This is a genomic window from Streptomyces sp. NPDC001985 (assembly GCF_040296845.1).
Taxonomy (GTDB): Bacteria; Actinomycetota; Actinomycetes; order Streptomycetales; family Streptomycetaceae; genus Streptomyces.
In genome coordinates, this window is sequence record NZ_JBEOYB010000004.1 from 25,351 (window position 1) to 43,334 (window position 17,984).

Genomic DNA, 17,984 nt, shown 5'->3' on the forward strand with positions numbered 1-17,984 from the left:
GTGAGTGACATGGGGAACCGGCCCCAGGTCAGACAGCAGCTCCGGGGGCCGTGGCGCGGGGTGCGAGGGGCGCGGGCGGGCCACGGCGCACGAGCGAGTCGGCGAGGAGAAGGCTGCGGCGCCGGGCGCGGGCGGGGCGGCGGCGCACGGGCCGGGGGGCGGGGTCGGGCAGCGGCCGTACGACGGCGAGGAGCAGCCGCAACGGGGTGAAGGCGAGGGCGGCGACGGCGCGCGCGAGCCGGAGGAAGGCGGCTTCGCCCCGGGCCAGCCAGACCGCGCACACGGCGGCGGAGAGGAGGTGCGCGGCGACCATGGCGACGGGCGAGGGCCCGAGAAGACCGAGGTCGGGGGTGGGGTCGGGGGTGTGGTGGTGCGCGGGCTCGGGTGCGCCGTGGAGCTGGGCGCGCGCGAAGTAGAGGTGGAGGGCGCCCTGCACGGCGAGCAGCCCCAGCCCGATGGTGAGGGCGCCGCGCCGGCGCGCGGCGGCGAGCCAGGCGAGGGCGGAGATGAGGGGGAAGGCGGGGAGGAGGGGGGTGAGGGGGATGTCGTGGCCGGAGACGAGGGTGTGGCCGAGGGTGGCAAGGGAGATGCAGATCGCCGCGAAGAGGAGGGCGCGGAGGGCGCGGAGGGGGGAGCGGGCGTCTGTCATGGTGGGGATATGGTGCCACCGGGGTGGAGGTTTTGGGCCATGGGGGCGGTTATTTTCTCGCCGCCGGGATGGCCTTGGGGTGGTGGGGCGCGCCTTCCGGGTGGCGGTCGGGAGGCATTGGCGTGTGCGGCGCGGGAGGGCGGGGTCTGTGCGACAACTCCAGCCTGTCTGGGGCGCCTCCCGGGGCCAGCTCCGGGGGAGCTTGAGGACGGACCCTGTGCCACAGGTGACCCGAGCAGCTCCAGCCCGTCCGGCGATTGAGGACGGACCCCGCACCGCAGGTGACCCGCACAAACCCAGCCCGTCCGGCGATTGAGGACAGACCCTGGTCCACAGGTGACCCGCACAAACCCAGCCCGTCCGGCGATTGAGGACGGACCCTGTGCCACAGGACCCCGCATCCCGCGGGCCACGGTCGGGGGCCAGCCCCCGAACCCCCGCGCCTCAAACGCCGGCGAGGCTGGATTTCGTGCCTCGGCTCCCCGGCGAGGCAGGGGGTCGTGCCTGGCTTTGTGCCTCGGCTCCCCCGCAGAGGTGGATTTCGTGCCTCGGCTCCCCGGCGAGGCAGGGGGTCGTGCCTGGCTTTGTGCCTCGGCTCCCCCGCAGAGGTGGATGCCGTGCCTCGGGACCTCCGCGAGACTGGGTGATGCGGCTCAGCTCCCCGGCCACGCTGAGGGGTGTGCCTCAGCCACCCCCGCCGGGCTGAGGAAACCCCGGCCCCGTCCGGAGGCACCCCCCGGAGGGAGCGAGTCAGCACGGGAGGTTCTTCCCGTAGCAGAAAGACGTGGTGGCAGCAGGGGGGCACGGGGCAGGGTGGGGGGATGAGGCTATTGGTGTTGGGCGGGAGCGAGTTCGCGGGGCGGGCCCTGGTGGCCGGCGGGGTGGGGCGGGGGTGGGAGGTGAGTGTGTTCAACCGGGGGCGGCGCCCGGCGCCCCCCGGGGTGCGGGCGCTCGTCGGCGACCGGGAGCGGCCCGGGGGTCTCGAAGCGCTCCGGGGCGGGGAGTGGGACCTCGTGGTGGACACCTGGGCCTCCGACCCCCGCGCGGTGCGCGACTCCGCGCGGCTGCTCGCCGGACGCGCCGGGCGGTACGCCTATGTGTCGAGCTGCTCCGTCTACGCCTGGCCGCCCGCCACCGGGTTCGACGAGAGCGCCCCGGTCGTGGACGCCTCCCCCGACGCGTCCGGCGTCCCCTACGCGGAGGCCAAGCGCGGCGGCGAGATCGCCGCCGTCGAGGCCTTCGGCGAGCACCGCTCCCTGCTGGTGCGGGCCGGGCTGCTGCTCGGCCCGCACGAGAACGTGGACCGGCTGCCGTGGTGGCTGCGGCGCGTCGCCCGGGGCGGCCCGGTCCTCGCCCCCGGCCCCCGGGACAACCCGCTCCAGTACATCGACGTACGCGATCTCGCCGAGTGGACCCTGTCGGCGGCGCAGGCCGGGCTCAGCGGCCCGTACAACCTCGTCGGCGAGGCCGGGCGGACGACGATGGAGGAGGTGCTGACGGCCTGCGCGCGGGTCACCGGCTCGGTCGCCGAGCTGCGCTGGACCCCGCCGGAGGCGATCATCGCTGCGGGCATCGAGCCCTGGACGCACCTCCCCCTCTGGGTCCCCCGCACCGAGGCCGCCGAACTGCACAACGCGCTCTACGGGCTGAGCGTCGCCAAGGCGTCCGGCGCCGGGCTGCGGTGCCGGCCGCTCGCGGAGACCGTGGCCGACACGTGGGCGTGGATGCGGGACGCCGGGGAGTCGGGGGAGCGCCCGGTGCGGGCGGCGGCGGGGCTGGCACCGGAGCTGGAGGCCCGGGTACTGGGCCTGGCCGGGGACCGCCCGGCCCCCGGCGCGGCCGGTCCCGTGGGGCCCTAGGACAAGGCCGGAGGGTGGTGTCGGCTACACCCCCGGTCCGGTGGCGGGGCCCAGTGCCCCCGCCCCGTGTCCGGGACAGACTGGTGGCCGGACCGCACACTCCCGGGGGGACGGCCATGAACGCGACGAGGATCGGGGCGGCGGTGGTGGCCGCCGTCCAGGGGCTGGCGCTGACCCTGCTGGCACTGGCCGGATCGGTCACGCTCTTCGTGTCGGCGGTGGTCTCCATCGCCCTGATCCCCATCGGCGTCGGGGTCTTCACCACCCCGGCGGTCCTGCATCTGGTGCGGCTGCACAGCGCCCGGCGCCGGCTGCTGGCGGCCACCTGGGCGGGGCGGCGGATTCCGGCCGCGCACCGCCCCTTCCCCCGCGATCTGCGCGGCGGGGTCACCGGCCAGGTCGAGCGCTGCTCCCTGATGCTGAAGGACCCGGCCACCTGGCGCGATCTCCAGTGGCTGCTGGTGGACATGACCGCCGGGGCGGTCGTCGCCGCGCCGGCCCCCGGGCTGATCCTGCACGGTCTCTTCGGGCTGCTGGTCGCCGCCGGGCTGTGGATACCGCTGGCCGACGCCTCGGACGGCCCGTACTGGTACGCCTTCGTCCCGGTCCAGGGCTGGGGCACCGGCGGTCTCGCGGCGCTGCTCGCGCTCGCCCTGATCGTCCTCGCGGTCAAGGCCAACCCGGCCCTGGTCCGTATCCACTTCCAGCTCACGGCGGCGGTCCTCCAGCCCGACCGGGAGGGCGAGCTGGAGCAGCGGATCGACCGGCTCACCGAGACCCGGCACGACGCCCTGGACACCTCGGCGGCCGAGCTGCGCCGGATCGAGCGCGACCTCCACGACGGGGCGCAGGCCCGGCTGGTGGCGATGGGCATGAACCTGGGCACGGTGGAGGCGCTGATCGAGAAGGACCCGGCGCGGGCGAAGCTGCTGCTCGCGCGGGCCCGGGCGGACTCCGCCGAGGCGCTGACCGAACTGCGCGACCTGGTCCGGGGCATCCATCCGCCGGTGCTGGCCGAGCGGGGTCTCGGGGACGCGGTGAAGGCGCTGGCTCTGCGGCTGCCGGTCCGGACCGAGGTGGATGTGGAGCTGACGGGGCGCACCGAGGCGGCGGTGGAGTCGGCGGCGTACTTCGCGGTGAGCGAGACCCTGGCCAACGCCGTCAAGCACGCGGGCGCGGAACGGATCTGGGTGGACATCTCCCACGCGGAGGGCGCGCTGCGGATCGCGGTCACCGACGACGGCGGGGGCGGCGCGGTGATCGGCCCGGAGGCGCGGGCGGGGGCGCCGGAGGGGTCCGGGACGGGTCTGAGCGGGATCGAGCGCAGGCTCGGTACATTCGACGGCGTCCTGGCCGTCAGCTCGCCCGCCGGCGGCCCCACCATGGTCACCATGGAGATCCCTTGCGCGTTGTTCTAGCCGAAGACCTCTTTCTCCTCCGTGACGGCCTGGTGCGGATGCTGGAGGCGTACGGCTTCGAGATCCTGGCCGCGGTGGAGTCCGGGCCCGAGCTGGCGAAGGCGCTCGCGGAGCTGGAGCCGGACGTGGCCGTGGTGGATGTGCGGCTGCCGCCGTCCCACACCGACGAGGGCCTCCAGTGCGCGCTGGCCGCCCGGCGGGCCCGGCCGGGGCTGCCGGTGCTGGTCCTCTCGCAGCACGTGGAGCAGTTGTACGCGCGTGAGCTGCTGGCCGACGGCCACGGCGGGGTCGGCTATCTGCTCAAGGACCGGGTCTTCGACGCCGACCAGTTCGTCGACGCGGTGCGGCGGGTGGCGGGCGGGGGCACGGCGATGGACCCGCAGGTGATCTCGCAGTTGCTCTCCCGGCGCTCGCAGGACAGGCCGATGGGCGGGCTGACCCCGCGCGAGCTGGAGGTCATGGGGCTGATGGCGCAGGGGCGGTCCAACGCGGCGATAGCCGAGCGGCTGACGGTGACCGAGCGGGCGGTGGCCAAGCACACCTCCAACATCTTCGCCAAGCTGGGGCTTCCGGTGTCGGACGACGACAACCGCCGGGTGCTGGCGGTGCTCGCCTATCTGGACCACGGCTGAGCCCCGGGGCGGGCAGGGCCGCCCCGCCCCTGGCGCGAAACGATCCGGCCGATTACCGCCCTCCCGGGCCGGGGACCGTCCGGCGCCGTGCTCCCGGGGGCCCGGAGGCGTCCCGCACGTGCTCCCGCGCGTGGTGGCTCGGCGACGGGCTGCCCATCGGACGGGTGCCGGGCTCCCCGGCCGTGTTGATCCGCTCCCCCGTCCCCGGCCGGGTCCCGGGGCCCGCCGCCACGCCGATCGCGCGGCGTCGGCGGAGGGACATCCGGGGGCGGGGGCCGAACCACAACTGCCGGTGCCGCAGGGGCCGTACGCCGAGTGCCGGGCCCCGCGCCCGTCCGCATCCGGCCACCGTGTCCCCGCTCCCCCGTTCCCGGAGGGCGGACGCCCGGTAACCTGCGCCACGCATGCACCGAGTGTGACGCGGGCAACACGGAGGCGCTGATGGACGAGTTGTCGAGACGCGGGGTCCTGGGCACCGTGGGGGTGATCGGCGCGGGCGCGGCCCTCGCGGGCGCGGCGCCGGGTGCCGCCGCGCTCCCCTCCGTGCCCTCCGTGCCCTCCGCGCCCGTGACACCCGGCGCGGCCTCGGACATCACCCCGGCGCGCGCCGCGCTGCGGCGGCTGCTGCCGGACCACGAGGAGCAGTTCGAGCTGTCCGCGCTCAGCGGCGCCGAGCGCTTCCGGGTGACCGGCACCGCCGGGCGGATCGTGGTCGCGGGCACCTCGCCCGCCGTCCAGCTCACCGGTGTGCACTGGTACCTCAAGTACACCTGCCGGGCCCATATCTCCTGGTCCGGCAGCCGGCTGGAGCTGCCGGACACCCTGCCCGCGCCGCGCCGGACGCTCACCCGCTCGGCGACCGTGCCGCACCGGTTCGCGTACAACGACACCCACGACGGCTACACCGGGCCGTACGCCGACTGGGCGCGCTGGGAGCGGCTGCTCGACGTGCTCGCCCTGCACGGCTGCAACGAGGTGCTGGTGACCCCCGGGCAGGAGGCCGTCTACCACCGGCTGCTGCTCGACTTCGGCTACACCGACACCGAGGCCCGCACCTGGCTGCCCGCCCCCTCGCACCAGCCGTGGTGGCTGCTCCAGAACATGAGCGAGTACGGCGGCCCGGTCTCCCCCGCCCTGCTGGAGGCCCGCACCGAACTCGGTCGGCGGATCGTGGCGCGGATGCGGGAGCTGGGCATGCGGCCGGTGCTGCCGGGGTACTTCGGCACGGTCCCGGACGGCTTCGCCGCCCGCAACCCCGGCGCCCGGACCATCCCCCAGGGAAGCTGGAACGGGCTCCCCCGCCCCGACTGGCTCGATCCGCGCACCAGGGTCTTCGCCGAGGCCGCCGCCGCCTTCTACCGGCACCAGGAGGAACTCTTCGGCGCGACCGATTTCTTCAAGATGGATCTGCTGCACGAGGGCGGCAACGCCGGTGACGTGCCGGTCCCGGACGCCGCGCGCGCGGTCGAGACCGCGCTGCGGACCGCCCGCCCGGACGCGACCTGGGTGATCCTGGGCTGGCAGGCCAACCCCCGCCCCGCGCTGCTGGCGGCCATCGACACCAGCCGGGTGCTGATCGTCGACGGGCTCTCGGACCTGGACACGGTCACCGACCGGGAGACCGAGTGGGGCGGGGCTCCGTACGCCTTCGGCACCATCCCCAACTTCGGCGGGCGCACCACCATCGGGGCGAACACCGACCGGTGGACGGCGAAGTTCACGGCCTGGCGGGACAAGCCGGGGAGCGCGCTGGCCGGCACGGCCTACATGCCGGAGGCCGCCGAGCGGGACCCGGCGGCGCTGGAACTCTTCAGCGAGCTGGCGTGGCGCGAGGAGCGGATCGACCGGGAGGCGTGGTTCGCCGAGTACACCCGGTTCCGGTACGGCGGCGACGATCCGCAGGCGCGGTCGGCGTTCGCCGCGCTGGCGGCCACCGCGTACCGGCTGACCAGCACGGACGGACGGCCCTTCGACTCGCTGTTCCTGCGGCGGCCGAATCTGACCTCGGCGATCGCGACGGCCTTCGACCCGGCCGTGTTCGACCGGGCGCTCGCCGGGCTGCTGAGGGTGCGCCCGGGGCTGCGGGACTCGGACGCGTACCGTCACGATCTCACCGACATCACCCGGCAGGCGCTGGCGAACCGGTCGCGCACCCTGCAACTGGTGCTGCGGGCCGCGTACAGCGCCGGGGACGTGACCACCTTCCGGGGGGTGACGGCGCTCTGGCTGAAGCTGATGCGGCTGGCCGACACGGTCGCCGGCTGCCACCGGGCGTTTCTGCTGGGGCCCTGGCTGGAGGAGGCCAAGCGGCTGGCGACCAGCCCGGCGGAGGCGGTCGAGCTGGAGCGGACCGCGCGGGTGCTGGTGACGACCTGGGGTGACCGGGCGGCGGCCGGGCAGCTCAGCAACTACGCCAACCGGGACTGGAACGGGCTGATCAGCGATGTCCATGTGCCGCAGTGGGAGGCGTTCCTGACCGAGGCGGGGGCGGCGCTCGCGGAGGGCCGGGCGCCGAAGCCGTTCGACTGGTACCCGGACGAGGAGACCTGGACCAGGGACCGCAGGGCGTATCCGGTCCGGCCCACGGGCGACGCGCACAAGGTCGCGTCCCGGGTGTACGAGACCCTGGTGACCGCGCCCTACCAGGGGCACACCGCCGTGTCGGTGGAGCCCGGCGCCTTCTCCCCGGGCAGTTCGGGGACGGTGACGGCCGCCTTCCGCAACCTCAGCGGGCTGCGCGCCACCGGCCGGGTCGATCTGGCCCTCGCCGGCGCGGAGCTGGCTCCCGTGCCCGAGGGGCCGACGAGTCTGCCGTCCGTGCCCGCCGGTTCGTCCGGGTCGGTCTCCTGGCGGGTGACCGCCCCGGCCGAGCCGCTCACCGAGCCGCTGCGCTCGCTGCCGTACGAACTCGGGGTGCGGTACGGGCCGAGCGGCGGGAGCCGGGTATCGGTCACCCAGCGCGGCGCGCTGCACATGGCCGCGCCGCTGGCGGCCGGCTGGTCCGTCTTCACCAACAACGCGGCGGTCTTCGGGCAGCTCGGCGAGCGGTTCGCGGTGAACGGCGGGGGCAGTGATCTGTGGCGCGGTACGGCGCACTTCGGCACGGCGTACCGGGCGCGGGCGCTGACTGCGGGGACGCGGGTGGTGGTGCGGGTGGACGCGCAGGAGAACACGGGGTCGTGGGCGCGGGCCGGGATCGTGGCCCGCGACGAGCTGGCGGCGCAGGGCGCGCGGGGCTTCGTGAATCTGGCGGTGACCCCGGGGCAGGGGGTGGCCCTGTCGTACGACTCGAACGGCGACGGCACCCTGGACACCTACCGGCGGGTGACGGGGGTGCGGGCTCCGGTGCTGCTGCGGCTGACCCGGGAGCCGGGGGTGTCGTACACGGGGGAGTTCTCGGTGGACGGGGGGGAGAGCTGGCGGACGGTGGGGACGGTGGGGGTGCCGGGGGCGGGGGCGGTGCAGGATGTGGGGATGTTCATGACGGCCATAAACGGGGGGAGCGGGGTGCGGGGGACGGTCCGCTTCAGCGAGTGGGAGGTGAGCCCGGGGTGACCCCCGGCTCACGGCTGCGGCCCGCCCACTGCGGCTTTTCGCGCCCCGGGTTCGCGGCGTGCGGGGTCCTGTGGCGCGGGGTCCGTCCTCAAACTCCCCCAGAGCTGCCTCTGGGAGGTGCCCCCAGACGGGCTGAGTTTGCTCGGGCCACCCGGGGCGCGGGGTCCGTCCCCAACGCCGGACGGGCTGAGATGGCTCGGGCCACCCGGGGCGCGGGGTCCCTCCCCAACGCCGGACGGGCTGAGATGGCTCGGGCCACCCGGGGCGCGGGGTCCCTCCCCAACGCCGGACGGGCTGAGTGGACCCAGCCCCCCGGCGACTGAGCAGCACCACCCCAGCCCCTCCGGCGATTGAGGAGCGGGGGCTCGGGGGCCGGCCGCCGAGCCGGGGCCGCGCCATGCGGGGGGTGGCGGGTAGAACTGGTGCGCGGGGCGCAGTCGGTAGGGTGTCGGTATGACGACCGGGGTACGCCGCAGGATGGGCGTCGAGGAGCGCAGACAGCAGCTGATCGGTGTGGCACTGGAACTCTTCAGCGCCCGCTCCCCCGACGAGGTCTCGATAGACGAGATAGCCGCCGCGGCGGGCATCTCCCGCCCCCTCGTCTACCACTACTTCCCGGGCAAGCAGAGCCTCTACGAGGCAGCCCTGCGCCGCGCCGCCGACGAACTGGCCGCCCGTTTCGTGGAACCCCGGGAAGGCCCCCTCGGGCTCCGGCTGCTGCGGGTGATGCGGCGGTTCTTCGACTTCGTGGACCATCACGGCCCCGGGTTCTCCGCGCTGATGCGCGGCGGCCCGGCCGTCGGGTCGACGACGACCAACGCGATGATCGACGAGGTCCGGCAGGCCGCCTACGACCAGATCATGGCGCATCTGGGCATCGACACCCCGCCGGCCCGGCTCGCTCTGGTGGTGCGCTCCTGGGTGTCGCTGGCCGAGTCGACGGCGCTGCTCTGGCTGGACGGGCGGGAGATCCCGCGCGCCGAGCTGGAGCTGAAGCTCGTGCACGACTTCGCGGCGCTCTGCGCGGTCAGTGCCGCCTATGACGACGCCATGGCGGCGGTGGTGGTGCGGATTCTGGAGCAGGAGCCGCTGGAGGGGCCGTTCGGGGAGCTGGTGGACCGGCTGATGGCCATCGCGCCCGCCGTGCTGCCGGGGCCGCGCACCCCCTGACCGTACACAGAGCGCAGAACACAGAACACAGGCCGAGGGCCCCGGGAGCGGACTCCCGGGGCCCTCGGCCTCGTCCACCGGACTGTTCACCCCCGCCGGAAGACGGCCACCGTCCGGCCCGGCACCGAGAAGGTCCCGGTGGCGCGGTCGTACGAGGCGGTCTTCACCGTGGGGTCCGCGCCCGCGGCCTGGACCGGGTGCAGGGTGTGGTCCGAGGAGCCGCCGAGGCGCTGGGCCCGCCGCTCGGGGGTCGCGTTGAAGACCACCACCAGCTCACCGGCGCGCAGGGTGATCACCCCGGGTGTCTCGTCCGGTCCGGAGAGCGGGAAGGAGAGCGCCGACCGCACCTGCTCCGCCGTCGCGAGGCCGAACACCGGCTCCGTGGCGCGGATCTTCAGCAGATCCCGGTAGGCGGCGGAGGCGCCGCTGATCTGTTCGCACCCCGGGGTCAGGGAGGCGGCGGTGAGCAGCGGTTTCGCGTACCGCCACTTGTCCTGGTTGTCGGGCGCGGGCGGCAGCCCCCGGCCGAAGCCGTTGCCGTCGCGGCAGTCCCAGTGGATCGCGTTGAACCAGTCGCCGCTGTCGTAGGAGTTGCGGTCGAGCGATTTGGAGCGCAGCAGGTCCGTTCCGGCCTGGGAGAGCGCCGGGCCCTGGGAGAGCGCGGCCGTCGCCATGGCCAGGACCTGCATACGGGCCCGGTCGGCGGCGGAGGTGTCCCGGGGGAGCTTGAAGGCGAGGGCGTCGTAGAGGGTCTCGTTGTCGTGGGCGTCGGCGTAGGCGAGCGCGTCGCCGGGGGCGTCCGCGTAGCCGGCGGGCGCGCCGTTGTAGTCGACGTCGGAGCCCTTGACGGTGCGGCCCCGGGTGTCGGTGAAGGTGTAGGAGGCGAGGTTGCCGGTGAGCCCGACCTTGATCAGGTCCTGGTAGTGGAGCAGCCGGGCGCGCTGCTCGTCGCGGCTGCCGTTCCCGGCCGCCGGGTTGGGGTCGGTGTAGAGACCGGAGGCGAAGCCCTGGACACCGGGGTCGGCGTCGAAGGGGCCGCCGCCGCGCACGGCGTCGCGGGCGCGGTCGGAGAAGGTGGCGATACCGGTGCCGGCCATGTGCTTCTGGGTGGCCTGGACGAAGCGGGCGTCGTCGGCGATCTCGCCGAAGTTCCAGCCCTCCCCGTAGAGGACGATCTTCTTTCCGTCGACGCCGTCCCGGGCGGGGGTGAGCGCGTCGAGGGCCTCGCGGACGGCGAGCATGTTCGCCTTGGGGTGGTGGCCCATCAGATCGAAGCGGAACCCGTCGACCTTGTACTCCTTGGCCCAGGTGACGACGGAGTCCACCACCAGCTTGCCCATCATGGCGTTCTCGGGGGCGGTGTTGGCGCAGCAGGTGGAGGTGGCGACGGAGCCGTCGGCGAGGAGCCGCTGGTAGTAGCCGGGGACGATCCGGTCGAGCACCGACTTCTCGGACTGGCCGCCGGCGACGGTGTGGTTGTAGACCACGTCCATGACCGTGCGCAGTCCGATGCCGTTGAGCGCGGCGACCATCTCACGGAACTCGACGGTGCGCCGGGTGCCCTCGGGGTCGGAGGCGTAGGAGCCCTCGGGCACGGTGTAGTGCAGCGGGTCGTACCCCCAGTTGTAGGCGTCCTTCGCGGCGGACCGGGCGACGCACGCCTGCTGCTCCGGGGAGTCCGGCGCGAGGATCTTGAGGTCGCAGCCGGGGGTCTGCTGGGCCGCCTTCCGCTCGGGGATGGTGCCGATGTCGAAGGCGGGCAGCAGATGGAGGTAGGAGGTGCCGCTGTCGGCGAGCTCGCGCAGATGCCGCATCCCGGCCGAGTCGCGCTCGGTGAACGCCCGGTACTGGCCGGGGTTGCGCGCCGTGCGGTCCGCGATGGAGAAGTCGCGGATGTGCAGCTCCTGGATCCGGGCGTCGCGCAGGGGCACGGCGGCCGGTTTCCGCAGCGTCCGCCAGCCCTTGGGGGCGAGCTTCGGGTCGGTGAGGTCGACGGCGAGGCTGCGGGCGGAGTCGGTGGTGAGCGCGGTGGAGTAGGGGTCGGTGACCTGGTTGGTGACGGTCCTCCCGACGCTGGGTGCCCAGACGGTGACCTGGTAGCGGTACGGCTTCCCGGTCCAGCTCCGGGGTCCGGCCGCCGACCAGACGCCGCTGCGGTCGTCACGGCGCATCGGGACCGTCCGCCCGTCGAGTTCGAGGGAGACGGTACGGGCGGTGGGCGCCCAGACGGAGAGGGTGACGCCGTTGCGGCCGAAGACGGGTCCGAGCGCGGCCCCGGTGGCCTTCGCCGCGTACAGATCGTCGAGGACCCCGGCGGTCTGCACGCCGGTCGCGGCGAGCAGCGCCCCGTTGGCGGCCCGCTGGGTGGCGATGAGCTGTCCGCGCAGGGAGTGGCGGACCCGGTCCCGGTCGCGCGGGTCGACGGTGAAGGCGGGGTACTCCCTCAGATGCGGGAACTTGGCCTTCTGCGCCCCGGTGAGCGAGGCCGGTCCGAGCCGCAGCCAGCGGCCCTCGTCGCTGAGCGCCCCGTCCTTGACGGTGATCGGCTCCCCGGTCCCGTACACCAGCTGCTGGCTGGTGGCCTCGGTCGCCTTCACCTTCCAGACGACGGTGTTCCGGTCGATCCACTGGGCCTCGGCCCTGCCGAGGTCGAGCGAGGGCACCGCGCCGGCCTGCGGCAGCAGGTACCCCGGCCGGCCGGCGAGCAGCCAGACCTCGTTGGTGTGGGTGGCGAGATCGAGTGACTGGTCGGAGGGGAGGTCCTTCTCGTCGCCCTTGTGGACGATGTAGCCGAGCGATGTGGCGCCGGGGGCGAGCGGGACCTCGAAGGTCACTCCGTACGCGTCCCTGCGGACCGGCTCCAGGGGCCTGGACCAGTCGGTGGGCTCGGCGGCGCCGGTCCAGGTGTGGAGCCCCCAGCCGTCGTAGTCGCCGTCGGGGCGGTGGTAGTGCAGCACCGCCTTGCCCTTGTCCTGGGGCGGATAAACGCCGTCGGGCGCGCGGTCGGACTGGCCGTCCCGGCCCTGGGTGATCCACACCTGGCCGGTGCGGGAGAGGTCGATGGTGCGCGGGGGCCCGTCCTGGGTGCCGTCCTTCTCGACGGTGTACGGGACGGTGGCGGCGCCGTCGGGGACCTCGACCCAGGCGAAGGCGCCGTGGGCGTCGCGTCCGGTGAAGGCCGCCGTGGTGTTCCCGCTCCGCAGCCGCCAGCCGTCGTAGTCGCCGCCGGGCCGCTGGTAGTGGACGACGGCCCACTCGCGCTCGACGGCCACCGGCTTCCGGGGCGGCGGTGCCTGGCCCGCGGTGGAGGACGCGAGGGCGCTCGCGGTGCGCCCGGCGGCGTCCACCACGACCGCCTTGTACCGCAGGGGTGTACCGGCCCGGACCTTCTCGTCGAGGTGCTGGGTGACCCGGTGGGGCGCGTGGTCGGAGGAGCCGAGGGTGCGCCAGGGGCCGTCGCCGGTCCGGGCGGCGAAGACGACCCGGCCCAGCTCCCCCGCGTCGGCGTCGGCGCTGATCTCGACGGTGCCGGTGGCCCCGGCGGCCGGTGCCCTCAGGCTGATCACCGGCTCGGCGGTGGGCAGCGGCTGCGGCCGGTCGGCCCGCAGCACGGTGGAGGAGAGCGGCGGGACGGTGACGGAGAGCCGTCCGGCGGAGTCGGTGCGGGGGCGGGCGTCGCCGCCGTGGAGGGTGCGGAAGGCGGTGTCCGGGGTACCGGTGGTGAGGGGTACGGTCCGGGGCGCGGTGCCGCTGTTGACGGCGACGACGTACTCGTACCGCCGCTCGGCGTCGATCCGGGAGAAGGCGTACAGCGGGCCCTCGGCGTACCGCTGGCGCTGGACGCCGTCGCGCAGCGCCGGGTGGGCCCGGGTCAGCCGGGAGAGCGCGGCGATGGAGCGGTAGAGCGGGTGGCCGCCGTCGTAGGCGTCGGTGGCGTGGGTGCGGTCGGTGCCGAGCTGGTCGTCGTCGAGGTAGTCGGGTGTTCTGGAGGCGAAGAGGCTCTGGCGGGCGTCCTTGTCGCCGCCGGCGCCGGTGAAGCCCTGTTCGTCGCCGTAGTAGACGACCGGGTTCCCCCGGGTGAGGAACATCAGCTCGTTGGCGAGCCGGGCCCGCCGCAGCAGCTCGGTGTCGTCGGCGCCCGGGTTGTCCTGCCGGAGGAAGGTTCCGAAGCGGCCCATGTCGTGGTTGCCGAGGAAGGTCACCTGCTCATAGGCGTTGGCCTTGTCGGTGGTGTAGCGGTAGTCCTGGCCGAGGACCCCGGCGAGCCGTTCGGCGGGGGCGCCCCGGGAGGCCACGGCGCGGATCGCGTCCTGGAGCGGGAAGTCCAGGGTGGAGTCGAGCCGGCCCCGGGTGACATAGGGCGCGGTGGTCGCGGGGTCGGCGGAGAAGACCTCCCCGAACATGAAGAAGTCGTCCCGGCCCTGCCGGGCGGCGTACGCGTCGAGCGCGGTGGCCCACTGGGTCCAGAACTCCATATCGACGTGTTTCACGGTGTCGATGCGGAAGCCGTCGATGTCGAAGTCGCGGACCCACTTCTGGTAGATCTTCTCCATCCCGCGCACGACCTCGGGACGCTCGGTCCACAGATCGTCCAGGCCGGAGAAGTCGCCGTACTCGGCGCTCTCCCCGGCGAAGGTGGAGTCCCCCCGGTTGTGGTACATCTCCGGGTCGTTGAGCCACTCCGGGACCTTCTTCCCGTCGCGCGGCCTCGGCGTGTACGGGAAGGAGTCGCCGTCCACCGGGCGGATGCCGGCGCGGTCGTCGAAGGGCCGGCCGCCCCGGTCGAGATAGGGGTGGGAGCCCTTGGGCTTGTAGCCGTAGGTCTTCTCGGCGTGGTCGACGGTGTCGGCGGTGTGGTTGGTGATGACGTCGAAGAAGACCTTCATGCCCTTGGCGTGGGCCTGGTCGATCAGCCTCTCCAGGTCCTCGTTGGTCCCGAAGTGCGGATCGACCCGGGTGAAGTCGGTGATCCAGTAGCCGTGGTAGCCGGCCGACGCGTCCTTGCCCTCGCCCTGGACGGGCCGGTTCTTGAAGAGGGGGGCGAGCCAGAGCGATGTGGTGCCCAGGCCCTTGATGTAGTCGAGCTTCGCGGTGAGCCCCTTGAGGTCGCCGCCCTGGTAGAAGCCCTTGTCCGCCGGGTCGTGGCCGGTGGTGAGCCGGGAGCCGGTGAGGCCGCCCCGGTCGTTGCGGGGGTCGCCGTTGGCGAACCGGTCGGGCAGGACGAAGTAGAACTGCTCCCGGGTGAGGTCGTGCCGGGCGGGCTCGGCGGCGAGGGCCGCGTCCGAGGGCGGCGGGGGTGGCTTCCCCGCCGGGGCGGAGGCGGCGGGGCCGGCGGGGCCCGCGAGGGCGGGCGCGCCGGGCAGCAGCGTGGCGCAGAGGGCGGCGGTCAGGGCGACCGCCACCGGTCCGGGGCGTATCAAGGTGTCTCCAGGGGGTGCCGTGCGGAGGGCGGGAACAGGGGGCCTCAGGCGCAGTTCCGCGCGCCGGTGTGGAGGGCGAGGGCGGTGCCCGGGGCGAGGGTGGCGGTGAGACGGCCGGAGCCGTCGACGGTCACCGTGCGCCGGGACTGCACATCGCAGTAGCTCCCCGGCGCCAGCGCGGTCTGGAAGGTCCGGGTCAGCGGACGGGTCTCGTGGTTGAGGGCGGTGTACGCCCGGCTGCCGCGCCCAAAGGCGATCTGGTCGCCGCCGTTGTCCCACCAGTCGGTGACCGGCTGTCCGTGCGCGGTGTTCCGGAAGGCGACCATGGCGGCGATCTCGGGCCAGGCGTGCTGGCACTTCCAGCCGTCGGTCCAGCAGGCCCCGACCCGCCCGCCGCCGGGCGGGCCCGCGTCCTTGTCGCTCCACTCGTAGCCGGAGTGGACATCGGGCGCGCCGTACGGCCAGGCCAGCATGAAGACGTTGGCGAGGGTGTAGGCGGAGCCGTCCTTGTAACTGAGGGTGTCGCCGACGCGCTCGGTGTCGTGGTTGTCGACGAAGACCCCGGTCCGCGCGGAGGGGAGATAGCCCCAGCCCTCGCCGTAGTTCCTGAGGTACGCGAGGTTCTCGGAGGTGAAAACCCGCTTGAGGTCACGGGCGTACCGGAACTCCTGGACATCGCCGTTGCCGAGGTAGTCGCCCGGCGCGACGGCCTCGCCTTCGCCGTGGATGACTTCCTGTTTCCAGTACACACCGGGGTCGCTCAGCCGGGATCTGACGGCGGCGAGATCGGCGGCGGGCATGTGCTTGGCGGCGTCGATCCGGAAGCCGTCGACACCGAGGGAGAGCAGATCGTCGAGATAGCCGGCTATGCGTCCGCGCACGTACTCCTCGCCGGTGTCCAGGTCGGCGAGGCCGACCAGCTCGCAGTGCTGCACATGCCAGCGGTCGCGGTAGTTGACGATCGGGGAGCGGCAGTCGTCGAGGTCGGCGCCGGAGTAGACGCCGGGGTAGTCGTACTTGCGGTACGGGGTGCCGCCGGTGCCGGTGCCGTCGCCCGCGGCCATGTGGTTGATCACGGCGTCGACGACGACCTTCACCCCGGCCGTGTGGCAGGTGTTCACCATCGAGGCGAAGGCGGCCCGGTCGCCGAGCCGGCCGGCGATGCGGTAGCTGACGGGCTGGTACGAGGTCCACCACTGGTCGCCCCTGATGTGCTCCTGGGGCGGGGAGACCTGGACGTATCCATAGCCGTCGGGGCCGAGCCGCTCGGCGCAGGCGCGGGCGACGGAGGCGAAGTTCCACTCGAAGAGGACGGCGGTGACGTCCTTGGGGCCGGGGGGCGCGGCCCGTGCCGCGCCGGCGGGTGCGGTGAGGGCGAGCGCGGCGCCCGCGACCAGGGCGAGCCCGGCGGCGAGGGCTCTGCCCGCCCTGCCCCGGCCCCCGCCTCCTCCCCGGCCCCCGGCCCTCCCCCTGACTCCGGCTCCTGCTCCGGCTCTGGCTCCGGACTCCGCTCCGGCTTCTGCTCCGGCTTCTGCTCCGGCTCTGGCTCTGGCTCTGGCGGCCATATCTCCTCCTGCACAGCGCTGTGCGCACCTGGGGGAAGCGGGGGTCCTGCCGTCACTGACGCGGCTGCCCGGAAAGGGTCTTGAGGTTCTCTGCAAACTTGCTGATGAATCCTGCCGGTTCTTGCAGCAACCGCGCCGACCTGCCTGGCAGCAGACCGTAGGAGCAGCACTGACCGGAGGTCAACCCCCTGGACACCGCTGCGACATCCGCAGGACACAGGGAGGTCACAACATCGAAATCTTGCCGTTTTCTTTCTGCAAGGTCTTTCGCAAAGTCTTGCAAGACTGTTAACTTCACGCCGCAGCAGCAGCCCGGCCCGAGGACAGGCAGGGCCTGACCTCAATGAGGAGATCATGATGCGCAAGGGCATAACGGTCGCCGCCATCGCCGGTGTACTGGCTCTCACCGCCACCGCCTGCGGCGGCGGCGAGGGCGGCGGCGACAGCAGCGGCAAGCAGGCGGCCGAGGACCCGAAGAGCGTCTCCGGTTCCATCACCTGGTGGGACACGTCCAACGAGGCCGAGGGCCCGACGTACGACAAACTCGTCGCCGCGTTCCAGGCCGAGTACCCGAAGATCAAGGTGAACCGGACCTCGGTCTCGTTCGACCAGGCGGAGCAGAAGTTCAAGACCGCCGCCCAGTCCGGCAAGGGCGCGCCGGATGTCATCCGTACCGATGTCGGCTGGTCCGCCGGGTTCGCCAACCTCGGCTATCTCCAGCCGCTCGACGGCACCCCGGCGCTCGACGGCGTCGAGGACTTCCTCCCCGGGCCGCTCTCCACCGCCAAGTGGAAGGACGAGACGGTCGGCGTCCCGCAGGTCACGGACACCCTGGGGCTGCTCTACAACAAGAAGCTCTTCAAGGAGGCGGGGATCGGGAAGCCCCCGGCCACCTGGGACGAGTTCATCGCCACCGCGAAGACCATCAAGAAGAAGACCGGGGTCACCGGCACCCAGCTCAACCCCGAGGGCTACTTCTCGCTGCCGTTCCTCTACGGCGAGGGCGCGGACATGCTGGATGTCGACGGCAAGAAGATCACCGTCAACTCCGCCGCGGGCGTCAGGGCGATGGAGACCGCTCTCGAACTGGCCGACCCCGCGGTCGCCCTGAAGCCCGTCACCACCGACGGCTACGTCGCGGCCCAGACGTCCTTCAAGGACGGCAAGGTCGCCATGATCCTCAACGGCCCGTGGTCGGTCTCCGACAGCTACGCCGGCGACGCCTTCAAGGACAAGGACAACCTGGGCATCGCCAATGTCCCGGGCGGCGCGGGCGGCAAGGCCGCGGCCCCCATCGGCGGCCACAACTACTCGGTGTACCGGGGCTCCGGGAACAAGGACGCCTCCTACCTCTTCGTGAAGTTCATGTCCTCGGCGAAGAGCCAGGAGCTGACCGCCAAGGAGATCAACACGCTCCCGACGCGGAAGTCGGCGTACACCGCCGAGGTCACCGCGGACCCGGCGAAGAAGGCGTTCCAGCAGGCGCTGTCGATCGCGAGGTCCCGGCCGGTCATCCCCGGTGTCGGTGATCTCTTCGTCGCCTTCGACCAGCACTACGTGAAGATCCTGCGCGGCGACGTCTCCCCGAAGGACGGGCTGGACGCGCTGGCGAAGGAGTGGAACGGCAAGCTCCTGAAGGACTGGACGACCGGCTGAGGCCACCCCGGTCCGGCCGGCGGCGCCCCCCGCGCCGCCGGCCGGACCGAACCTCCTTCT

General features: G+C 73.4%; 8 protein-coding genes and 1 pseudogene. 6 read left to right on the forward strand and 3 right to left on the reverse strand.

The features are described 5' to 3' along the window. Nucleotides 1-28: 28 nt before the first annotated feature. Entirely contained in the window at nucleotides 29-649 is a 621-nt protein-coding gene (locus ABT122_RS02490; protein ID WP_351544107.1) for a hypothetical protein, read from the reverse strand. A gap of 821 nt (nucleotides 650-1,470) precedes the next feature. On the opposite strand from ABT122_RS02490, the gene ABT122_RS02495 reads away from it, so the two are divergent. From ABT122_RS02495 to ABT122_RS02515, 5 genes are all read left to right on the forward strand, one after another. Continuing rightward, on the forward strand, nucleotides 1,471-2,508 hold the full coding sequence (locus tag ABT122_RS02495; RefSeq protein WP_351544110.1) for an NAD-dependent epimerase/dehydratase family protein: 1,038 nt from the start codon (nucleotides 1,471-1,473) through the stop codon (nucleotides 2,506-2,508). A 116-nt stretch (nucleotides 2,509-2,624) separates the two neighbouring features. Next, the gene (locus ABT122_RS02500; protein WP_351544113.1) at nucleotides 2,625-3,926 is read left to right on the forward strand and encodes a sensor histidine kinase; all 1,302 of its coding nucleotides are present in this window, start codon (nucleotides 2,625-2,627) and stop codon (nucleotides 3,924-3,926) included. Next, the gene (locus tag ABT122_RS02505; protein ID WP_351544116.1) at nucleotides 3,911-4,558 is read left to right on the forward strand and encodes a response regulator transcription factor; all 648 of its coding nucleotides are present in this window, start codon (nucleotides 3,911-3,913) and stop codon (nucleotides 4,556-4,558) included. The genes ABT122_RS02500 and ABT122_RS02505 overlap by 16 nt, the downstream gene beginning before the upstream one ends. Nucleotides 4,559-4,999: 441 nt before the next feature. Beyond that, nucleotides 5,000-8,113, forward strand: coding sequence for an alpha-N-acetylglucosaminidase (locus ABT122_RS02510; RefSeq protein ID WP_351544119.1), 3,114 nt, complete (start codon nucleotides 5,000-5,002; stop codon nucleotides 8,111-8,113). 453 nt (nucleotides 8,114-8,566) lie between these two features. Next, nucleotides 8,567-9,283 carry a TetR/AcrR family transcriptional regulator gene (locus ABT122_RS02515; protein ID WP_351544122.1) on the forward strand — a complete coding sequence of 239 codons (717 nt, stop codon included), beginning with the start codon at nucleotides 8,567-8,569 and terminating at the stop codon, nucleotides 9,281-9,283. An 86-nt stretch (nucleotides 9,284-9,369) separates the two neighbouring features. Here ABT122_RS02515 and pulA read toward each other — a convergent pair whose 3' ends face one another. Beyond that, nucleotides 9,370-14,703 (reverse strand): pullulanase-type alpha-1,6-glucosidase, encoded by a 5,334-nt coding sequence (gene pulA, locus ABT122_RS02520; protein ID WP_502976084.1) that lies wholly within the window; start codon nucleotides 14,701-14,703, stop codon nucleotides 9,370-9,372. 50 nt (nucleotides 14,704-14,753) lie between these two features. Then, nucleotides 14,754-16,100 (reverse strand): annotated as a pseudogene (locus tag ABT122_RS02525) (alpha-amylase); the annotation flags it as partial. A gap of 525 nt (nucleotides 16,101-16,625) precedes the next feature. On the opposite strand from ABT122_RS02525, the gene ABT122_RS02530 reads away from it, so the two are divergent. Then, the gene (locus ABT122_RS02530; protein WP_351544127.1) at nucleotides 16,626-17,924 is read left to right on the forward strand and encodes an extracellular solute-binding protein; all 1,299 of its coding nucleotides are present in this window, start codon (nucleotides 16,626-16,628) and stop codon (nucleotides 17,922-17,924) included. Nucleotides 17,925-17,984: the final 60 nt, after the last annotated feature.

Bases quoted from the DNA above. Each gene is read 5' to 3' on its own strand.
- ABT122_RS02500 (WP_351544113.1), top strand. From the start codon at position 2,625: ATGAACGCGACGAGGATCGGGGCGGCGGTGGTGGCCGCCGTCCAGGGG.
- ABT122_RS02510 (WP_351544119.1), top strand. From the start codon at position 5,000: ATGGACGAGTTGTCGAGACGCGGGGTCCTGGGCACCGTGGGGGTGATC.
- ABT122_RS02495 (WP_351544110.1), top strand. From the start codon at position 1,471: ATGAGGCTATTGGTGTTGGGCGGGAGCGAGTTCGCGGGGCGGGCCCTG.
- ABT122_RS02515 (WP_351544122.1), top strand. From the start codon at position 8,567: ATGACGACCGGGGTACGCCGCAGGATGGGCGTCGAGGAGCGCAGACAG.
- ABT122_RS02530 (WP_351544127.1), top strand. From the start codon at position 16,626: ATGCGCAAGGGCATAACGGTCGCCGCCATCGCCGGTGTACTGGCTCTC.
- ABT122_RS02490 (WP_351544107.1), bottom strand. From the start codon at position 649: ATGACAGACGCCCGCTCCCCCCTCCGCGCCCTCCGCGCCCTCCTCTTC.